20 protein-coding genes and 1 tRNA gene are annotated in these 18217 nt (G+C 69.3%); 11 read left to right on the top strand and 10 right to left on the bottom strand.

Annotated features, from left to right (window positions below):
- Positions 1-79 precede the first annotated feature (79 nt).
- A complete protein-coding gene (gene hisC, locus ASE75_RS14825) occupies positions 80-1198 on the top strand; it encodes a histidinol-phosphate transaminase (RefSeq protein WP_443025356.1) in 1119 nt (372 codons plus the stop codon).
- On the top strand, positions 1198-2106 hold the full coding sequence (locus ASE75_RS14820) for a prephenate/arogenate dehydrogenase family protein (protein ID WP_055935085.1): 909 nt from the start codon (positions 1198-1200) through the stop codon (positions 2104-2106). Before hisC ends, ASE75_RS14820 begins: the two co-directional genes overlap by 1 nt.
- 44 nt (positions 2107-2150) lie before the next feature.
- Here ASE75_RS14820 and ASE75_RS14815 read toward each other — a convergent pair whose 3' ends face one another.
- The 4 genes from ASE75_RS14815 to ftsE are packed head-to-tail and all read right to left on the bottom strand — an operon-like array spanning position 2151 to position 4994.
- Complete coding sequence (locus ASE75_RS14815) at positions 2151-2846, bottom strand: lysophospholipid acyltransferase family protein (protein WP_055935082.1); 696 nt, start codon at positions 2844-2846, stop codon at positions 2151-2153.
- Positions 2843-3379, bottom strand: coding sequence for a YdcF family protein (locus tag ASE75_RS14810; protein WP_055935079.1), 537 nt, complete (start codon positions 3377-3379; stop codon positions 2843-2845). The genes ASE75_RS14815 and ASE75_RS14810 overlap by 4 nt, the downstream gene beginning before the upstream one ends.
- Positions 3376-4287: a cell division protein FtsX gene (locus ASE75_RS14805; protein WP_055935075.1), complete on the bottom strand. Its 912-nt coding sequence runs from the start codon at positions 4285-4287 to the stop codon at positions 3376-3378. The genes ASE75_RS14810 and ASE75_RS14805 overlap by 4 nt, the downstream gene beginning before the upstream one ends.
- Complete coding sequence (ftsE, locus tag ASE75_RS14800; RefSeq protein ID WP_055935072.1) at positions 4284-4994, bottom strand: cell division ATP-binding protein FtsE; 711 nt, start codon at positions 4992-4994, stop codon at positions 4284-4286. Before ftsE ends, ASE75_RS14805 begins: the two co-directional genes overlap by 4 nt.
- A gap of 223 nt (positions 4995-5217) precedes the next feature.
- Here ftsE and ASE75_RS14795 point away from each other — a divergent pair, with 223 nt between their 5' ends.
- On the top strand, positions 5218-6054 hold the full coding sequence (locus ASE75_RS14795; RefSeq protein ID WP_055935069.1) for an MJ0042-type zinc finger domain-containing protein: 837 nt from the start codon (positions 5218-5220) through the stop codon (positions 6052-6054).
- Here ASE75_RS14795 and ASE75_RS14790 read toward each other — a convergent pair.
- Positions 6020-7387, bottom strand: a complete 1368-nt coding sequence (locus ASE75_RS14790) for an MATE family efflux transporter (RefSeq protein ID WP_055935139.1) — start codon at positions 7385-7387, stop codon at positions 6020-6022. The two genes, ASE75_RS14795 and ASE75_RS14790, sit on opposite strands and share 35 nt — an antisense overlap.
- Positions 7388-7529: 142 nt before the next feature.
- Here ASE75_RS14790 and ASE75_RS14785 point away from each other — a divergent pair, with 142 nt between their 5' ends.
- The 7 genes from ASE75_RS14785 to ASE75_RS14755 all read left to right on the top strand — a co-directional run bounded on the left by ASE75_RS14785 (position 7530) and on the right by ASE75_RS14755 (position 14330).
- The gene (locus ASE75_RS14785) at positions 7530-8528 is read left to right on the top strand and encodes a hypothetical protein (protein ID WP_235512826.1); all 999 of its coding nucleotides are present in this window, start codon (positions 7530-7532) and stop codon (positions 8526-8528) included.
- A gap of 111 nt (positions 8529-8639) precedes the next feature.
- A tRNA-Leu gene (locus tag ASE75_RS14780) sits at positions 8640-8726 on the top strand.
- Between the two features lie 115 nt (positions 8727-8841).
- Positions 8842-9939, top strand: coding sequence for a type III polyketide synthase (locus ASE75_RS14775; RefSeq protein ID WP_055935133.1), 1098 nt, complete (start codon positions 8842-8844; stop codon positions 9937-9939).
- Positions 9936-10625 (top strand): methyltransferase domain-containing protein, encoded by a 690-nt coding sequence (locus ASE75_RS14770; protein ID WP_055935066.1) that lies wholly within the window; start codon positions 9936-9938, stop codon positions 10623-10625. The genes ASE75_RS14775 and ASE75_RS14770 overlap by 4 nt, the downstream gene beginning before the upstream one ends.
- Positions 10604-11695: an NAD(P)/FAD-dependent oxidoreductase gene (locus tag ASE75_RS14765; RefSeq protein ID WP_055935064.1), complete on the top strand. Its 1092-nt coding sequence runs from the start codon at positions 10604-10606 to the stop codon at positions 11693-11695. The genes ASE75_RS14770 and ASE75_RS14765 overlap by 22 nt, the downstream gene beginning before the upstream one ends.
- 31 nt (positions 11696-11726) lie before the next feature.
- Positions 11727-12137 carry a peptide-methionine (R)-S-oxide reductase MsrB gene (gene msrB / locus ASE75_RS14760; protein ID WP_055935061.1) on the top strand — a complete coding sequence of 137 codons (411 nt, stop codon included), beginning with the start codon at positions 11727-11729 and terminating at the stop codon, positions 12135-12137.
- A gap of 57 nt (positions 12138-12194) precedes the next feature.
- A complete protein-coding gene (locus ASE75_RS14755; RefSeq protein ID WP_055935058.1) occupies positions 12195-14330 on the top strand; it encodes a transglycosylase domain-containing protein in 2136 nt (711 codons plus the stop codon).
- On the opposite strand, the gene ASE75_RS14750 is transcribed toward ASE75_RS14755, so the two are convergent.
- The 3 genes from ASE75_RS14750 to ASE75_RS14740 are packed head-to-tail and all read right to left on the bottom strand — an operon-like array spanning position 14303 to position 16025.
- A complete protein-coding gene (locus tag ASE75_RS14750) occupies positions 14303-14995 on the bottom strand; it encodes a M48 family metallopeptidase (protein WP_443025355.1) in 693 nt (230 codons plus the stop codon). The two genes, ASE75_RS14755 and ASE75_RS14750, sit on opposite strands and share 28 nt — an antisense overlap.
- The gene (locus tag ASE75_RS14745) at positions 14992-15426 is read right to left on the bottom strand and encodes a YcgN family cysteine cluster protein (RefSeq protein ID WP_055935052.1); all 435 of its coding nucleotides are present in this window, start codon (positions 15424-15426) and stop codon (positions 14992-14994) included. The genes ASE75_RS14750 and ASE75_RS14745 overlap by 4 nt, the downstream gene beginning before the upstream one ends.
- Positions 15423-16025 (bottom strand): SCO family protein, encoded by a 603-nt coding sequence (locus tag ASE75_RS14740; protein ID WP_055935049.1) that lies wholly within the window; start codon positions 16023-16025, stop codon positions 15423-15425. The genes ASE75_RS14745 and ASE75_RS14740 overlap by 4 nt, the downstream gene beginning before the upstream one ends.
- 72 nt (positions 16026-16097) lie before the next feature.
- On the opposite strand from ASE75_RS14740, the gene ASE75_RS14735 reads away from it, so the two are divergent.
- Positions 16098-16703, top strand: coding sequence for an ankyrin repeat domain-containing protein (locus ASE75_RS14735; protein ID WP_055935046.1), 606 nt, complete (start codon positions 16098-16100; stop codon positions 16701-16703).
- A gap of 85 nt (positions 16704-16788) precedes the next feature.
- On the opposite strand, the gene ASE75_RS14730 is transcribed toward ASE75_RS14735, so the two are convergent.
- The gene (locus ASE75_RS14730) at positions 16789-17295 is read right to left on the bottom strand and encodes an MmcB family DNA repair protein (RefSeq protein WP_055935043.1); all 507 of its coding nucleotides are present in this window, start codon (positions 17293-17295) and stop codon (positions 16789-16791) included.
- 115 nt (positions 17296-17410) lie between these two features.
- Positions 17411-18052, bottom strand: a complete 642-nt coding sequence (locus tag ASE75_RS14725) for a cell wall hydrolase (RefSeq protein ID WP_235512824.1) — start codon at positions 18050-18052, stop codon at positions 17411-17413.
- Between the last annotated feature and the right edge of the window lie 165 nt (positions 18053-18217).

Below are 18217 nucleotides of genomic sequence, written 5' to 3'. Positions count from 1 at the left end.
CGGATCGCTAGGCCCAGTGACCCGGCAACGCAAGACTGCCGCCTTTGCAAGCGCGGACCACCGGCGCTATGCCGCGCGGATGACCGCCTCGCCCCCCCTGACCGCACCCGTTCCAAAGCCCTGGATCCTCGACATCGCGCCCTATGTCCCGGGCCGGTCGACGACCGATGACGGCCGCGTGGTCGCCAAATTGTCGTCGAACGAAAACCCGCTCGGCACCAGCCCGCACGCGGTCGCCGCGTTCGCATCGGCGCGCGGGTCGCTGGAACGCTATCCCGACGCCAGCGCGGTCGCCCTGCGCGAAACGATTGCGGCGGCGTTCGACCTAGACCCGGCGCGCGTCCTCTACGGCACCGGATCGGACGAAATCCTGCATCTGGCCGCCAGCGCCTTTGCCGGGCCGGGGGACGAGATCATCCACGTCCGCTACGGCTTCGCGGTCTACGACATCGCGACGCGGCGCGTCGGCGCGATCCCGGTGGTCGCGCCGGACCGCGACTATGCCACCGATGTCGACGCGATCCTGGCCGCCGTCACCGACCGGACGCGGGTCGTCTTCGTCGCCAACCCCAACAACCCGACCGGCACCTTCACCGCGCGCGAGGAGATCGCCCGCCTGCATGCCGGCCTGCCGCCCACCGTGCTGCTGGTCCTCGATCAGGCCTATGCCGAATATCTCGACGCGGCCGATGACGACGCCGGCCTCGAACTGGCGTCGAACAGCCATAACGTACTGGTCACGCGGACCTTTTCCAAAATCCACGGACTGGCTGCCGAGCGGATCGGCTGGGGCTATGCCTCGGACGCGATCATCGACGCGCTCCACCGCATCCGCGCGCCGTTCAACGTGACGATCGCGGGTCAGGCGGCAGCGATCGCGGCGATGCGGGACACCGGCTTCGTCGACTCCACCCGCGACCACAACACCCACTGGCGCACCTGGTTCGAGGGCGAGATCGCGTCGATGGGCAATGCCGGGCTGAAGGCGGTGCCATCCAAGGCCAATTTCGTGCTGGTCCTGTTTGAAGGAAGGCTGAGCGCCGAGGCGGCGTACACGGGGCTGATGGACGCCGGTTACATCGTCCGCTGGCTGCCCGGGCAGGGCCTGCCGCAGGCGCTGCGCATCACTATCGGCACGGAAGGCGAGACGCGCGGCGTCGCCGCCGCCCTGCGCGCGCTGGTCGAGCAGGCGGGCTGATGCTGCCTTTCGCACGGGTCACCATCATCGGCCTGGGGCTGATCGGCTCGTCGATCGCACGCGGCGTGCGCGCGGCGATGCCGACGGTGCGCGTCACCGGTTATGACGCCGACCCGCAAGTCCGCGCGACCGCGACGCGGATCGACCTGTGCGACGATGTCGCCGACAGCGCCGGCGCGGCGGTGATCGACGCCGATCTGGTGATCCTGTGCGTGCCGGTCGGGGCGATGGGCGCGGTCGCCGCCGAGTTTGTCGACGACCTGCCGCCCGAGGCGGTCGTCAGCGACGTCGGCAGCTGCAAGGCGGAGGTCGCGCGCGTCCTGGTCGAGGCCCTGCCGGCCGCGATCATCGTTCCCGCCCACCCGGTCGCCGGCACCGAACGCAGCGGGCCGGAGGCGGGCTTCGCCACGCTGTTCAACAAGCGCTGGTGCATCGTCACCCCGCTGGAGGGCATGCCCGAGACCGCCGCGACGCGCGTCGCCACATTCTGGCAGCGGCTGGGGGCGGAGGTCGAGACGATGGCCCCCGACCATCACGACCGCGTGCTGGCGGTCACCAGCCACCTGCCGCACCTGATCGCCTATACCATCGTCGGCACCGCCAGCGATCTGGAGGAGGTGACCAGTTCGGAGGTCATCAAATATTCCGCCGGCGGTTTCCGCGACTTCACCCGCATCGCCGCGTCCGACCCGACGATGTGGCGCGACGTCTTCCTGACCAATCGCGAAGCGGTGCTGGAAATGCTGCAACGCTTCTCGGAGGATCTCAGCCACCTCCAGCGCGCGATCCGCTGGGGCAAGGGCGACGAGCTGTTCGACCTGTTCACCCGCACCCGCGCGATCCGCCGCAGCATCGTCGAGCAGGGCCAGGACGACGCCGCCGAGGATTTCGGTCGCAGGCACGACTAAAGGAACCGCTACGTCCCCGCCCAGGCGGGGGAACGACAAACGGCCTAGGCCGGAATGTCCAGCGCGTTGATCGCCGCGTGTACCCGCGCCTCGATCTCCTCGCGTGGCAACCCCGGCGGGATCGCCGCCCCGAAGCGGAAGGTCATCACGCCGGCCCGCTTCGCCCCTTTGCGCGGTACCAGCACGCCGCTGTCCATCGCCACCGGCACGACCGGCATCTTCAGCACCCGGTACAGACCGGCGAACCCGGAGCGCAGCGGCGGCTGTTCGCCCGGCGACACCCGCGTGCCTTCGGGAAAGATCAGGATCGAGCGGCCGGTTGCCTTGGCCACGGTCGCCTCCGCCATCATCTGGCGCAGCATCTTCGCCGACCCCTCCCGGTCGACGACGATCGCGCCATAGGCCTGCGCGACCCAGCCCCAGACCGGGATGTTGGTCAGTTCGCGCTTGATGACGATGGTCGGCCCACCGAACAGGTCGCACCCCTCGATCGTCTCGAACATCCCCTGATGCTTGACCGCGTACAGCACCGGCTCGCGCGGCCGCTGCCCTTCGATGACGATGCGGATCCCCAGAAGGACGCGCGCGCACCAATGGTGGAAGCGCGACCAGACCCGCGCATGACGCACCAGCACCGCCTGCCCGAACGCCTTGGCGACCAGCGGTGCCGTGCCGACGATGACGACCGACCCGCCATAGAACACGATCCGGAACAGCAATGTCCGCAACCAGGCGATCATGATCCCATTCCGATCCACAGTGCGATCCGACGCAGGATCAGCTTGTTATATTCGTTGACGAGCATCCCCAGCCGCGGATCGCTCGCCACCCCGTCGCCAAGAATCACGACATGCGGCCCGACCACCGCGGCCAGTTCCATCCGCGCGCGGGTCAGGTGCCAGTCCGACGTCACCAGCCGGACCGTCCGGTAATCATGCCGGCGTACCCATGTGGCGGTCTCCTCGGCGTTCGACCGGGTATCGACCGCGTCCGCGCCCAGGTCGACGCAGCAGGCGAACAGCCGGGTCGACGCCTTGTTCGCCAGCGCCAGGTCGATTGCCCGGACGCCCGGCCCGACACCGGTGACCAACATCCGCTTGGCCTGCTTGCGTGCGAGCAGGTCGAGTCCACGGTCGATCCGCCCGGGACCACCGGTCGGCACGACGATCGCATCCGTGGTCGTCCCCTCCAGCGGCCCCGGCAGCGCGAGCATGAAGACCGCGAACCCCAGCGACCACGCGATCGCGAGAACGGCAAGGAACCGGCTGATCACAGCGACCGCCGCAGATCGGTCAGCACCGCCCGCCGCGCGGTCAGCATCGCCAGCACGACGAAGCCGAACGGTACCAGCGCCAGGATCACCCAGTCGCCGCCCGTCATCGTCACCCCGCCCAGCAGGTCCGATCCCAGCCCCGCGACCTGCCCGCCGACCAGCCCGGTCACGACCAGCGCGACGATCCCGCCGCCGATCCCGCCGACCAGCGCGTCGAGCGCCAGTCGCCGCTGGAACAGCCGCGCCACCTGGACATCGGTCGCCCCCAGCATGTGCATCACCTCGATCGTGGCCCGATGCGCCTCCAGCGCGGCGCGCACCGCCAGCAGCACGACCGCGCCCGTCGCCACCGCCATCAGCACGACCAGCCCGCCGGCCAGCGCGGCCAGCGTCGTCATCACGCCGCTGACCGGCGACATCCAGCGTTCGTGCCGGTCGGCGGCGACCCCCGGCGCGACCGCGCGCACCGCCGCCGCCACCCGCTGCGCGGCGGCCGCATCGGACGTCCGCAGGTCGACGTCGATCAGCGCGGGCATCGGCAGCTCGGCGCTGCCCGCCTCCGCTCCCAGCCAGGGTTCGAGCAGCCGGGCCAGCGTCGCGTCATCGACCACGCGCACCCGCGCCACGTCGGACAGGTCCTTCAACCGCGCCGTTACCCGCGCCGCCACCGCGTCGCGGCGGGCGGTATCGCCCTCGACGATCTGGATCGTCATCCGCCCCGCCAGTTGCCGGTCGAGCATCCCCCGCGCCTCCAGCGTGGCCAGCCCCAGCGCGGTCGCCAGCACGGTCAGGAACACCATGATCGCCATGACCCAGGTCATCGCCCGGACGCCCGACGCCTCGTCCAGCACGCGGCGTTCGGCGGTACTGCCGCCCCCCGTTACCGCACCGCTTGCAACCCCGCTCATGCCGGCACGCCGACGGCGGGGGGATAGCGCAGGCTGCCGGTCGGGTCGATCAGCCGCCCCTTGTCCAGCCGCATCATCCGCGCAGCGGGAAAGCGGTTGAGCAGGTGATAATCGTGCGTCGCCACGACGACCGTCGTCCCCAGCCGGTTGAGCGATTCGAACAGATGCAACAGGCGTTCGGCCATGTCGGGGTCGACGTTGCCGGTCGGCTCGTCCGCCACCAGCATTTCCGGCCGGGCGATGACCGCGCGGGCGATGGCGACACGCTGCTGCTCGCCGCCCGACAGCGTGGCGGGCCGCGACTGCGCGCGGTCGGCCAGCCCGACCCAGGCCAGCATTTCGCGCACCGGTTGCTGGATATCGGCCTCGACCACGCCCGCGACGCGCAAGGGAAGCGCGATATTGTCCCACGCCGACAGGTGCGGGACCAGCCGGAAATCCTGGAACACCACGCCGATGCGCCGGCGAAATCCGGGCAGGCGGTCGCGCGGCATCATCACCGCATCCTCGCCAAACAGGCGGATGATCCCCCGGCTCGGCCGCTGCGCCAGGTACAGCAGCCGCAGCAGCGACGTCTTGCCGGCACCGCTGGGACCGGTCAGCAGGTGGAACGCGCCGGCGGCCAGCGCGAAACTGACGTCGGACAGCGTCTCCTGGCCGGTGCCATAGCGCAGCCCAACATTTTCGAACTGCACGATGTTCGCCATTGCGCGACGGGCCGTGGCCGCTCCCTGTTATACGTTTACCCTCAAGTGCCATCGCACGACTGGCGGTCGCGCTTCAAGCCGGCGTCGTTTTCGCGGGTGTTTCGTTTCCGCCAGTGTTTCCGGCGACGGACCGCACCGGGCGGGACTTGCCTTGCCGGCCCATGGCGTGTTTAGATTTACGGACCAGGTGGCCTATCCGGCGACCCTCTCGTGAAGCGTCCGCATGATCCTGCAATGCCCCGAATGCAGCACCCGCTATCTGGTGCCGGACAGCGCGATCGGCGTCGACGGACGACAGGTGCGTTGCGCCAATTGCAAGCATAGCTGGTTTCAGGACGGGGTCACCGTCGAACTGCCGCTGCGCGCACCGATCGCGCCGCCGGAACCGCTGCCGCCGGGTCAGCCGATCCCGTCCGCGGTCGCGCCCCGGCCGATCGACTCATCGCCGGTGGCCGCCGCCGCGCCGCCCGCTCCCGCGACAGCCCCGACGCCGCCATCCATGCCCGCCCGCCCGGCCACCAGCGCGACCGTGCCGGCAACGCCGCCGCCCTGGGCCGAACCCGCCATCGCGATGCCGGGCGATTCGTTCGACGCTTTCGCCCACACGCCCCCGTTCCGCGCGCGCCGCAACCCGGCGAAACGCTGGACCATCGCGGCGATGGGCGCGGGCGCGTTGATGATCGCCGGGGCCGGCGCGATCCTGTGGTCGGGTGCGCCGAACATCGCCGCCAGCCTCGGCCTGCCGATCGGCACTACCGAATCGCCGCTCCGGATCAAGGACAACCCGATCGAGCGGCGCGAGCTGGAAAACGGTAGCGAATTGTTCGCGGTCAGCGGCCAGATCGCCAACCCCTCCTCGGCGCGGCAACGCGTGCCCGACATCAACGCCGAACTGCGCGACGCACAAGGCAAACTCGTCTTCAACTGGACGATCACGCCGCAGCAACGCTCGCTGGCGCCCGGGGCGTCGATCGACTTCAATTCGGCCAAGCTCGACGTGCCGGCCAGCTCCAAACGGCTCGAACTCAGTTTTGCGGGCGAACGCGCAACCGCGCGCTGAGGATCGCGAACCGGCCGCCGTGAAGCGTCGCGGCGGTGACCATGCCGATCCCGGACGCCCACACCAGCGCCATCGGTCCGTGACCGGCATGGACCAGCCACAGCCCGACCCCGCCGGTGACGAGGAAATAGGCGACGATGCTGTTGATCCCGGCGGCCACCTGATCGCCCAGCGACCGCAACGCATAGACCAGCACGACCTGAACCCCGTCGAACACGATGAACGGCGCCCACAGCATCAGCATTGCCAGCGCCATCGCCTGCGTGGTCGCCGACGCCGGAAACGCGGTGACGATCGGCCTTGCCCCGACCATCAACGCCAGCGCGCACGCCCCCATCGCGATCACCGTCAGCAGAAGTGCGATCAACGCGCGCGGCACGGCGGCGGCCGGCACCCCCTCGCCCACCGCATTGCCCGTCCGCACGCCGGCCGCCGACCCGAGTCCCAGCGCCAACGCAAAGGTGACGTTGTGGACCGAGAACACGATCTGGAAGGCGTGCGCGGTCTGGTCGCCGAACCGCGTCGACAGCGCGATCAGGATTGCGAAGCCGGCCAGCTCCAGCCCCGACGCCAGCGCCGGCACGATCCCGAACCGCGCCAGCGCGACGACGCCGGCGGTGGTGCCGTGCCACACCGCGGCACCCCGGTCGCGCAGGGCCACGGCGTGGCGACCGGGCAGCGTCACCGCGCCGGCGACCATCGCCACCGCGCCGATCGCCGACGCGATCGCCGTCGCGCCCGCCGCCCCGGCCGCGCCGAGCGCCGGCAGTCCCAGATGCCCACCCGACAAGGCCCAGGCGAGCAGCGCGTTCAGCGGCAGGATCGTCAGGTTGACCGCCGCGACCCGGCGCGGCCGGCTGACCCCTTCGAGAAAGAAACTCGCCGCCACGATCAGCAACTGGAACGGATAGGCCAGCGCCATCACCCGCACCACCCGCGCCGCCGGATCGACCATGGCCGGCGCGACACCGGCGACGGCCAGCAACGGCGCGGCGGCAAAGAACAGCAACGCCCCCATCGCCAGCCCCAGCAACAGGCCAAGCACCAGCCCCTGCCGCAGCACCGCCGCCGTCCTGACACCGTCGCCCGCCCCATCGGCGCGCGACGCCTCGACCAATATGCCCGACAGCCACGCCAGCCCTGCGACGATGCCGACAAAGGTCAGTGTCCTGCTCGCCCCCAGCGCGGCCACCTCATGCGTACTCACCAGCCCGACGACGACGACATCGGTGACGTGCAGGATGGTCCAGTTCAGACTGGTCAGGATCACCGGCCACGCCAGCACCAGCACCCGCAGGGTCTCGGCACGGCGATCGGTCTGAAAAACACGCATCATCCCGCCCTCCTAGACCATGGCGCACTTCGCCATAACCCATCGGCGGGGCCGGCGAAAAAGACCCTTGCCCGCAAAACGCGCGCAGACCACGCTGCGGACATCCACGGAGGATGGTGCGATGATGCGATTGATGGTGGCCATGGCCCTGGCCTGCGCAACGACGGCAGCCGCGCGCGACCTGCCCGTGCCGGCCGACAAGGGCTGGAAACACGCCCCCACGGGCCTGATCCTGACGCGGGACATCGCCGGCATGCCCCGCACCACGCTGACCGATGCAACCGAAACCGAGCATGACGTCGCCGCGCAGTTCGAGCTGCCCGACAAGAGCGTGTTCGTCACCATCTATATATTCCGATCGCCGGTCGCCGATCCCAGCCTGTGGTTCGACCGGTCGCGCACTGCGCTGGAGGGCAGGGATATCTACCGCCACGCCGCCCCGGCGACGATCGAACCGGTCGCGTTTGCCGCCGGAACCGCCCGGTCCGCATCGTCGCTGCGACAGGTCTATGCCGTGCCTGACGGTCCGTACCGCAGCACCGCGCTTGCGGTGGTCCCGGTCGGCGGGTGGATCGTCGCCATCCGTATGAGCGCCACGACGCTGAAGGCGGCCCAGCTCGATGCCCGCCTGACCGACGTGATCGCCGCCATCCGCTGGCCGACCACGGGCGGCGACCCCGCCCCCGCCGCCGTTCCCATCAAGGCCTGCCCCGCGCCGCTGGCCTTTGTAAAGGCCAAGGTGGCAAAGGCGAACGGCGCGGACATGCTGATGTCCCTGCTCGGCGCCAGTGTCGCGGCCAGGACAGAGGCCGCCACGGCGGCCCGCGCGGCGACATGGTGCCGTGAGGGCAGCGCACACCCCGAATATGGCGTCTACCGCGCCGATGGCGAGGCAAGCGGCTACATCATGGCCCTGTCCGATGCCGGGCGCGTGGTCAGCGTGACGCCGTCGCTGATGGGGCAGGTCGACAAGACGGGAACCTATACCGTGTCGTTGCAGGATGTGGACGGCACGACCTTTGCCTATCCGTCCTTCACCGCGATGCCCCGGCCCGAACAGGTGCGCGATCTCGTCCTTCGCGGTCAGCCGACCGGCAGCGGAAAAGATGGCAGCATGAAGATTGATCCCAAGGCCATCTGACGCGCATCGGTTCCGGCGAATGGCCGAAGCGCGCAAAGACGTTGCGTGTGGCGGATCGCTTTGCTAGTGGCGCTCGCCTACCTGCTGCCGGCGTGTCCGGCGGGGACATGGGCGGCCATGGCGGAATTGGTAGACGCGCAACGTTGAGGTCGTTGTGGGCGAAAGCCCGTGGAAGTTCGAGTCTTCTTGGCCGCACCATTCATGAACGAAATGTTATCCCCCCCGGGGGCCAGGACGGTGGCATAGCGCCGCTTGCATCCATAGCTTCTCGCGATGCGTTGCTGTGGATTGCGTATCCCGTGTGGAGTTCCCGTTGGCCGTTTCCCCCGCTCGTTCCCCGTTTTCCGAATCCGTATATCTGAACGCCATCGGCACCGCCGTGCCCGGTCACGACGTCCATCAGGCCTTTATCGCCTGGGCGCGTGCGCGGATCGAACCAGCGTCCGCGCGCCTGTTCGAACGGATGGCCACACGGTCGGGCATCGGCCATCGCTGGTCGGTGCTGCCGGTATCGGCCGATGGCGGGTCGCCGGTCGACGCAGGCGGATTCTATGCCGACAATCCCCATCCCGGCACCGCCGACCGCATGGCCATCTATGCCGCCGCCGCGCCCGACCTTGCGCTGTCGGCGATCGCCGCGCTTGCGGACCAGACGCCGCTGGACGGGATCACCCATCTCGTGGTCGCCAGCTGTACCGGCTTCGTCGCCCCCGGCATCGACCAGATCATCGCCCGCCGGCTGGGCCTGTCGCCAGCGGTCGAACGGCTGCTGGTCGGCTTCATGGGCTGTTATGCGGCCGTCGCCGCACTGCGCAGCGCCCGCCACATCGTCCGGTCCGATCCCGCCGCCCGCGTGCTGGTGGTGACGGTCGAGCTGTCGACGCTGCACCTGCAACCCGCCACCGCGATCGAACCGTTGCTGGCGATGCTGCAGTTCGGGGACGGCGCGGCCGCGGCACTGGTCAGCGCGGAGCCGGCGGGCCTTGCGATCGAGACGCCGTTTGCGACCACCCTGCCCGATTCGCACGACCTGATCCGCTGGGACATCACCGATCGCGGCTTTGCGATGCACCTGTCGGGCGAAGTGCCCGGGCGGATCGCCACCGCGCTGGCCGACGCGGATTTTGCGGCGGCGGCGACCGGCGGTCAGGATCCGGCGACCATCGACGGCTGGGCGGTCCATGCCGGCGGCCGGTCGATTCTCGACGCGGTCGCCAACAGCCTGCATCTGCCGCCGGACGCGCTGGCCACATCGCGCACGGTGCTGGCCGATAATGGCAACATGTCGTCGGCGACGCTGATGTTCGTGCTCGCCCGCCTACTGGACGGGCCACCGGTCGCGCGCGGCGTCGCGCTGGCCTTCGGCCCGGGCCTTGCCGCCGAGGGCTTCGGCTTCCGGAGCGCGCCGTGACGCTGGCCGTCCGCGCGCAGGCCGAGGAGCTGATGGACGCCGACGATCTGGATCCACGGGTCTATGCCGCCGTCGTCGCCGATCTCGCGCGGGTCAACGTCGTGACGATGGCCGCGCGGCCCACCCTCGCCTTCCTGGCGGCGGTGGCGAAGGGGCGAACGCATCTGCGCATTCTCGATGTCGGCTATGGCGACGGTGACATGCTGCGCCGGATTGCGCGCTGGGCGCGGCGGCGCGGCCTGACGGTCGATCTGGTCGGTATCGACCTCAACCCCCGCAGCGCACTCGCCGCCGCCGCCCACACGCCGGCCGATCTCGCGATCGACTATCGCACCGGGGATTACGCCGCCCTGGCGCACGAACCGTGGGACGTGATCGTCAGCAGTCTGGTCGCGCATCACATGAGCCACGACCAGCTCGTCGCATTCCTGCGGTTCATGGAAGGACACGCCCGCGCCGGCTGGCTGGTCAACGACCTGCACCGCCACGGTTTCGCGCACTGGGGTTTCCCGATCCTTGCCACGCTGTTCCGCTGGCACCGAATCGTCCGCCACGACGGCACGCTGTCGATCGCGCGCAGCTATCGCCCCGGCGAATGGCCGCCGATCCTTGCCGAAGCCGGTATCGCCGACGCCCGCGTCACCCGCCATTTTCCTTTTCGCTTATGCGTCGAACGCCGGCGCTGATCGTCGGCGGCGGTCCCGCCGGGGCCACGACCGCGATCCTGCTCGCGCGGGCGGGCGTCCCGCACCTGCTGGTCGAGCGGAGCCGCGAGACCGGCAATGCGCTGTGCGGCGGATTCATGAGCTGGCGCACGCTCGACAGCCTGGCGACGCTGGGCATCGACCCGGACACGCTCAATCCGCATCACCTCGACCATGTCGCGCTGTTCGCCGGCGGCCAGGTCGCCCGCGCCCCCCTGCCCCGCCCGGCGCTGGCGGTGTCGCGTCACCGGCTCGACACGGTGATGCTGGCGCAGGCGATCCGCGACGGCGCGGCGGTCGAGCGCGGCGTGACCGTGCGCGATATCGACGGCACGACCGCGCGGCTCGCCGATGGCGCGCGGATCGCCGCCGACGCGCTGTTCCTCGCCAGCGGCAAGGCGGACATTCGCGGTCTCGCCCGTCCCGAAACGGCGCGCGGGCGTGATCCGACGCTTGGCCTGCGCGTCCATCTCGGCCCCGCACCGGCCCTGTCACGGCTGGTGGGAACGGCGATCGAGCTGCACCTGTTCGATCGCGGCTATGCCGGCATCGCGATGCAGGAGGACGGCCGGGCGAACCTGTGCCTCGCGGTCCACCGGTCGCGATTGCAGGCGGCGGGCAGCCCGGCGGCGTTGCTCGATGCGCTCGGACGCGACTGTCCGGCACTGGGCGAACGGCTGGCGTTCATCGACCCGACCGACCGGATCGATGCGATCGCCAACGTCCCCTATGGCTGGCGCGCGACCACCGGCCAGCCGAACCTGTTCCGCCTTGGCGACCAGGCCGGGGTGATCCCGTCGCTGGCGGGCGAGGGCATGGGCATCGCCATCGCCAGCGGGATCGCGGCATCCGCCGCGTATTGCGACGGCGGCCCGGCGGCAGCACTCGGCTGGCAGAGCGCGTTCGCCCGCTCGCTGCGCCGACCGGTCGGCATCGCCGGCCTTGTCCGCGACCTGGCCGAAAGCCGGTTTGCGCCGATGATGCTGCCCGCCGCCCGGTTCGCCCCGTCGCTTGTCCGGATGATCGCGCAGGGAACCCGGGTCGCAGGTTGAACCTGTGCCCGCGCATCCCGACATGGGCTGCATGGACCAGATGAATCTTTCCGACGCCGAATGGCGCGACCGCCTGACCCCCGAACAATTTCATGTGCTGCGTCAGGGCGGCACCGAACGCGCCTTTGCCGGTGCGCTGACCAACAACAAGGCGGACGGCGTGTATCAGTGCGCGGCCTGCGGCCTGGACCTGTTCGACAGCGCCGACAAATATGACTCCGGCTCGGGCTGGCCCAGCTTCACGCAGCCGATCGCGCCCGACGCGGTCACTGACCACAGCGACCGCAGCCACGGCATGGTCCGCATCGAAACCCGGTGCGCGCGCTGTGACAGCCATCAGGGTCATGTCTTCCCCGATGGACCGCCACCGACCGGTCAGCGATACTGCATCAATTCGATCTGCCTGACCTTCGTACCGCGCAGCGAGCACGAACCGACCTGATCGCGTACGCGAACCGCTTGTGGGGGTAGGCGATAGCGCCTATTCCCATCGGCATCCATGGCCCGTTCCCGCACCGTTCGCTCCCCCTGGCGTCGCCGGCTGATCCTTTCGATCAAGCTGTTGCTCACGCTGTTCGTCCTCGCGCTCGTGGCGCTCGTCGTGGCGGTCTATATCGCCCGGTCGCAGCTGCCGAGTTTCGACCAGCTCAAATCCTCGCCCAACGGCCAGATGATCCGCGTCCACGCCGCCGACGGCAGCGTCATCGTGTCGATGGGGCCGAGCTTCGGCGAATGGCTGCCCTACAACCAGATCCCGGCGGTCATGCGCGACGCGACCGTCTCGGTCGAGGATCGCCGCTTCCGCCGCCATCCCGGCGTCGATCCGATCGGCATCGCCCGATCGGTACAGATCCGGCTTGAGCGCGGCCGCTGGGTCCAGGGCGGGTCGACCATCACGCAGCAGCTGGCGCGCAACGTCTTTCTGTCGAGCACCAAGAAGTTCGGCCGCAAGTTCCGCGAATGGATCCTCGCGCTGGCGATGGAGCGCAAGTTTACCAAGGACCAGATCCTCGAACTGTATCTGAACAAGGTTTATTACGGCGGCGGCGCTTACGGTATCGACGCGGCGGCGCGGAAATTCTTCGGCCACGGCGCGGATCATCTGAGCCTGAGCGAGGCCGCGGTCATCGCCGGACTGGTCAAGGCCCCGTCCAACTACTCCCCCACCGCCGATGCCGAGGCCGCGGTCGGCCGCGCCGGCGTTGTCATAAAGACGATGGTCGAAACGGGCGCGATCAGCGCGAGCGAGGCGGCGGAGGCCGATCCCGAGGCACTGAAGCTTGCGCCCGAGCCGCGCCAGAACAGCGTACGCTATTTCACCGACTGGGCGCTGCCGCAGCTCGACATGCTGATCGACGAGCAACAGGCTCCGCTGGAGGTCTGGACCACGCTAGACCTGGGGATGCAGCGCGACGCCGACGCGGCGATCCGCGCCAATGCGCCGGCCGGCGCGCAAGGGGCGCTCGTCGCGCTCGACCGCGACGGCGCGGTGCGGGCGATGGTCGGCGGCAAGGATTATGTCGCGTCGATCTACAACCGCGCGACCCAGGCGGTGCGCCAGCCGGGATCGGCGTTCAAGCTGTTCGTCTATCTCGCCGCGCTGGAGGCGGGGCACAAGCCCGAGGACAGCATCGTCGACGAACCCGTCACCATCGGCGGCTGGACGCCGCGCAACGATTCGCGCCGCAATTCCGGCCCCGTGTCCCTGCGGACCGCCTTTGCCTATTCGCTGAACACGGTCGCCGCCAAGCTGGGACAGGAGGTCGGGTTCTCGACGGTCGCCGACATGGCCCGGCGGTTCGGTATCACGACCACCGTCAACACCCACCCGTCGATGGTGCTGGGCACGTCGGAGGTGCGCCTGATCGACATGACCCGCGCCTTTGCCAGCGTCGCGGCCAAGGGCGTGGCCGTCACCCCCTATGGCATCACCCGCGTCACCGCGAACGGCCAGACGATCTACACGCACGAGGTCGATCGCAGCCATGTGCTGGTCGCCCCCTATGTCGCCGCGCAGATGACCGACCTGCTCCAGACTGCGGTCAACACCGGCACCGGCCGCGCCGCGCAGATCGGCCGCCCGGTCGCGGGCAAGACCGGCACGACCACCGCGTCGAAGGACGGCTGGTTCATGGGCTTTTCCAGCGGCATCACCACCGGCGTGTGGATGGGGCGCGACGATGCGAAGCCGATCGCGGGCCTCCACGGCGGCACCGCGCCGGCCCGCGCCTGGGCCGCGTTCATGAAGCCCGCCACCGCCAGCCGCCCGATCGAGCAGTTCGATACGCAGGTCACGCTGCCCGAATGGCAGCTGGAGCCGGATGAGGAGAGCTATTACGGCCAGCCCGACAACGGCACCTATGTCGACGAGGATGGCGGCCCGGTCGACGCGGTGCCATCCGAGCAACCCGTGCAGGACGGCGGCGTCCAGACCGAAACCACGACCAGCGAAGTCCTGCGCCCAGCGCCTCCGTCCCCCACGGAAGACGGCGACGCGCCCGAACAGCGCCAGCCGCCACAGCAATTGAATCAGGACTGGATCGACCGGGTCACCGGCCGCGATTCATCCCGCACCCCGCCGCCGGCCCCGCGCCGCGCGCCGCCAACCTATCCCGGCGACCGCCCGACCCAGTGAAGCCCCGCCCCGTTCGCGCGCAACCAGGCGCGCGCCGGGGTCGGGTCGCGCTCGTACAGCACCGCGACCAGCGCATGGAAATCGGGGCCGTGGTTCATATGGATCCGGTGCGCGACCTCGTGCGCGACCGTCGCCCGGCGGACCCAGCCGGGCGCGAGGATCAGCCGCCAGCTATAGCGGATCGCCCCGTCGGCGGCGCAGCTGCCCCAGCGACCACGCGGATCGCCAACCGCGACCTGCGTGACGCACACACCGGCCCTGGCGGCATAGTCCGCCGTTTCCTCGGTCAGTAGCGCCAGCGCCGCCCGCTTCAGCCAGGTTTCGATGCGGCGTGGCAGGGTTTCGACCGGCCCGCCGGTGACCAGGCGGTCGCCGACGCGCGCCACCGCGCGTCGTCCACCCTCGATCCAGTCGATGGTCAGCGCCGTATCCGCGACGGTCAGCGTGGTGCCGGGCGCGAACGGTACCGCCTGCGGCAACCGGGCCTGTTGCGCGGCGATCCAGTCGCGCTGCCCCTCGGCCCAGGCCAGCGCGGGCTTCAGCGCGGCGCGCTTCGGGATCACCAGCCGCGCGCGCCCGGTCGCCGGATCGAAGGCGAGTCGCGCGCGCCGGGCGGTCGGATGGCGGACGACGTCGAACGTCCCCTCGCCCCCCACAGCCGTCACAGCTCGCGGTCGACCAGATGGTTCTCCAGGTCGCCGGCATCGTCCTCGCTGATCGTCCAGCCACGCACCGACTGGCCGGCACGGTGGACCGATTCGCGGTCGCCGGACTTCAGATAATGCCAGTCGTACAGCGGCTGACCGTTGGCGCGCAGCCGGTACGCGCAGGTGGCCGGCAACCAGTCGATCGCGCGCACATTGTTCATCGTCAGCCGCACGCATTCGGACACATAGGCCTTGCGGTGGCGATAGTTGGAACATTGCGCGGTGGACCGGTCGAGCAGGCGGCAGGCGACGTTGGTCGCCAGCAATTCGCCCGTCTCCTCATCCTCCAGCTTGTGGATGCAGCATTTGCCACATCCGTCGCACAGCGACTCCCACTGGCCGCGATCCAGCTTTTCCAGCGGCGTGTCGTCCCAATACCGCCCGCTCATTTCGCCCACTTCTCGATCTCTGCCACGACCGCGTCGGCACCCTGCTCGGTCGGCAGCAGCGCGAGCGGCTTGCCCGCCGGATCCATCAGGAACGCGGTACGGCTATGGTCCATCATATATCCGCCACCCGGCGATGTCTTGCCCCTGGCGACATACACGCCGTACCCCTTGGCCAGCGCGGCGATCGCCGCCGGCGAGCCGGTCAGGCCGACCATGCGCGGGTGAAACGCGCTGACGAAGCTCTTGATGACCGCCGGCGTATCGCGGGCCGGATCGACCGTCACGAACACCGGCACCAGCCGCGCGGCCAGCGCCGGGTTCGCGCTATCCAGTTTCCGCACCGCCGCGCCGATGACCTGCACGTCGACCGGGCACACATCGGGGCAGAAGGTATAGCCGAAATACATGATCCGGTATTTGCCGGCGAAATTGCGGTCGGTGACGGTGCGGCCATTCTGGTCGGTCAGCGTAAAGGGCACGCCGATCCGCGCACCGGCCAGCGGCGGTTGCGCCGGCGTCGCCGGCTCCCCGCAACCGGTCAGCAGGAGGGCCGTCGCCAGAACGGCTCCGGAAATACGAACGGTACGACGCATGTTCATGACGTCGCCAGCCTTGATCTGTTACCGGGCGGTACGCAAGTATGCCGTCTTACCTCTACGGGACCATCGCTCATGTCCAACCGTCCGTTTCTCGCCGCGCTGCTCGCGCTCGCCCCGCTTGCCGTGGCGACTCCCGCCGTCGCCCAGCAGCAGTCCGAAAGCTACAAGTTCCTGACCGCCGTGCGCGAGGGCAAGGGCAATGACGTGCTCCAGATGCTGGGCAAGCCCGGCAGCACGATCATCAACACCCGCGACGTGACGACGGGCGAGGGGGCGGTGCACATCGTCGTGAAGCGCGGCGACGACGTCTATCTGCGCTATCTGCTGCAAAAGGGCGCGGACGCCAACCTGCGCGACGGCAAGGGCAATACGCCGTTGATCCTCGCGATCGAAAACGGCCAGCCCGGCATGATCTCGCTGCTGATCGACGCGAAGGCGAACCCCAATCTCGGTAATGGTGCCGGTGAAACGCCCTTGATCCGCGCGGTGCAGCGACGCGACATCGGCATGGTCCGAACGCTGCTTGCCGCCGGGGCCGATCCCGATCAGACCGACAACATGGCCGGCCTGTCCGCACGCGACTATGCCCGTCAGGACGCGCGCAACCCGGCGTTGCTGAAAACGCTGGAAGACGCGCCCAAGAAGACCCGCAAGGCGGTATCCGGCCCGACGCTATAGGATGTCGCAGTCCCGGTCCCGTCATTGACGCTGCGGCCAGGCAGGCCGGATCGGTGTCACGCGCCAGGACCGGGCGTATGTCGTCTCAGAACGTCAGACCGTCGGCATCGGGGTCGGTTATTCCGATCAGGCGACGCGCCGCCCGGCGCGCGAACGCCAGCGTACAGCGTTTGCGCGTCGTGGCGGCAAGCGCCGTGGTATGCGCCGGCCGCACAATTTCCGCATCATAGCGATCGGCCACGATGATCCCGGTCCGTTCGGGCAGAAACTGGACCCCGTTCAGCGGCGCAAGATCGAACCCGGCCGGCACCGCCCAGTAATAGCGATCGCACTGGCCCAGATAGTCCGGCCATTTCGCATCCCCCATCAGGTCCGCGCGCGACACCTTGATCTCGACGATGACGATCTGCCCGCGAGCGTCGATCGCCATCAGATCCGCCCGCCGGCCATTGTCGAGCGCCACTTCACCAATCGCGATCAGATCATGACGCAGCAGCATGCGGGTGGTGCCGCGCGCGACCTCGGCGGCGCACAGCGCGGAATCGGGGGCGGAGTCCGGCGCATCACGGCAGGAAGACGGCGTATCGAGCATCACGCCTGATTAGAACATCATGCGAACAAGGCAAGCCGACACGACAACGCCACCGCCCCGGATGCGGGGCGATGGCGCTGTCGGATCGTGTGTCGGGCCGCATCGACCCGACCGATCAGCGGTAGAAGATGTGGTTGCCGATCGCCGCGATCTTGGTCAGGCCCCAGCTGGGACGAACACGGGCGGCGTGAAAGAACAGGGCCTTGGGGGCCGGGCTGTCCCAGGCATCGGCGATCGCGACCTTTGCCACGGCCAGCGCGGTGCGATAGGCAGCGCGGGTCGCGTCGATCGACGGCATCTGCCCGCCGCGCACGAACGAGAACTGGCCGCGCTGCTTGACGACGCCGCAGATGTTGTCGGCGAAACGGCCGGACTTGGCGCGGTTGATGATGACTTCCGCTACCGCCAGCTGGCCGGCAAGCGGCTCACCCTTGGATTCGAAATAGATCGCGCCGGCCAGGCAGCGAAGCGCTTCATCGGCGACGGCGCCGTCCTGAGCGGCAACAGCATCGGCGAGCGAGGAGAAATCTTCGGTATCAGTGGTCGGTGCTTCGACCGGCATCGTTGCCGGGAGCGACTGGACCATCTGCAGCGGCGCAGGGGCCGGCGTCACAGGTGTCGATACGGGAACCGCCGCGCCGGGTCCGGCGTTGAAGGGGGCAGATACGGTCGATGAAGCCGTGACGGGTGTCCGATCGAGTTCGGAGGCCCAGCCGGGTGTGCTGGTGGCAACCAGCCCGGCGATCGAAAGGGTCATCGTCGCGAAGGTCGCGACGCGCTGCAATATGGTCATCAAAACATTTTAATGTGCGTGTGGCTCGCGGACACGGTGGGATCAGATCCTGCCGCCCGGGCTGCCCCCCGACTGCGTCACCGCCCGTATCGCACACGGCCGGCACAACGCTGAATTTCGTTGACCGTG

The sequence above is a fragment of the Sphingomonas sp. Leaf17 genome (assembly GCF_001421505.1).
Lineage (GTDB): Bacteria > Pseudomonadota > Alphaproteobacteria > Sphingomonadales > Sphingomonadaceae > Sphingomonas.
This window is presented reverse-complemented; position numbering and strand designations above follow the sequence as displayed.

Bases quoted from the DNA above. Each gene is read 5' to 3' on its own strand.
- ASE75_RS14745 (WP_055935052.1), bottom strand. From the start codon at position 15,426: ATGAGCGGGCGGTATTGGGACGACACGCCGCTGGAAAAGCTGGATCGC.
- ASE75_RS14730 (WP_055935043.1), bottom strand. From the start codon at position 17,295: ATGCTCGATACGCCGTCTTCCTGCCGTGATGCGCCGGACTCCGCCCCC.
- hisC (WP_443025356.1), top strand. From the start codon at position 80: ATGACCGCCTCGCCCCCCCTGACCGCACCCGTTCCAAAGCCCTGGATC.
- msrB (WP_055935061.1), top strand. From the start codon at position 11,727: ATGGACCAGATGAATCTTTCCGACGCCGAATGGCGCGACCGCCTGACC.
- ASE75_RS14795 (WP_055935069.1), top strand. From the start codon at position 5,218: ATGATCCTGCAATGCCCCGAATGCAGCACCCGCTATCTGGTGCCGGAC.
- ASE75_RS14790 (WP_055935139.1), bottom strand. From the start codon at position 7,387: ATGCGTGTTTTTCAGACCGATCGCCGTGCCGAGACCCTGCGGGTGCTG.
- ASE75_RS14820 (WP_055935085.1), top strand. From the start codon at position 1,198: ATGCTGCCTTTCGCACGGGTCACCATCATCGGCCTGGGGCTGATCGGC.
- ASE75_RS14725 (WP_235512824.1), bottom strand. From the start codon at position 18,052: ATGACCCTTTCGATCGCCGGGCTGGTTGCCACCAGCACACCCGGCTGG.
- ASE75_RS14735 (WP_055935046.1), top strand. From the start codon at position 16,098: ATGTCCAACCGTCCGTTTCTCGCCGCGCTGCTCGCGCTCGCCCCGCTT.
- ASE75_RS14740 (WP_055935049.1), bottom strand. From the start codon at position 16,025: ATGAACATGCGTCGTACCGTTCGTATTTCCGGAGCCGTTCTGGCGACG.
- ASE75_RS14815 (WP_055935082.1), bottom strand. From the start codon at position 2,846: ATGATCGCCTGGTTGCGGACATTGCTGTTCCGGATCGTGTTCTATGGC.
- ftsE (WP_055935072.1), bottom strand. From the start codon at position 4,994: ATGGCGAACATCGTGCAGTTCGAAAATGTTGGGCTGCGCTATGGCACC.
- ASE75_RS14755 (WP_055935058.1), top strand. From the start codon at position 12,195: ATGGCCCGTTCCCGCACCGTTCGCTCCCCCTGGCGTCGCCGGCTGATC.
- ASE75_RS14765 (WP_055935064.1), top strand. From the start codon at position 10,604: ATGCGTCGAACGCCGGCGCTGATCGTCGGCGGCGGTCCCGCCGGGGCC.
- ASE75_RS14805 (WP_055935075.1), bottom strand. From the start codon at position 4,287: ATGAGCGGGGTTGCAAGCGGTGCGGTAACGGGGGGCGGCAGTACCGCC.
- ASE75_RS14785 (WP_235512826.1), top strand. From the start codon at position 7,530: ATGGCCCTGGCCTGCGCAACGACGGCAGCCGCGCGCGACCTGCCCGTG.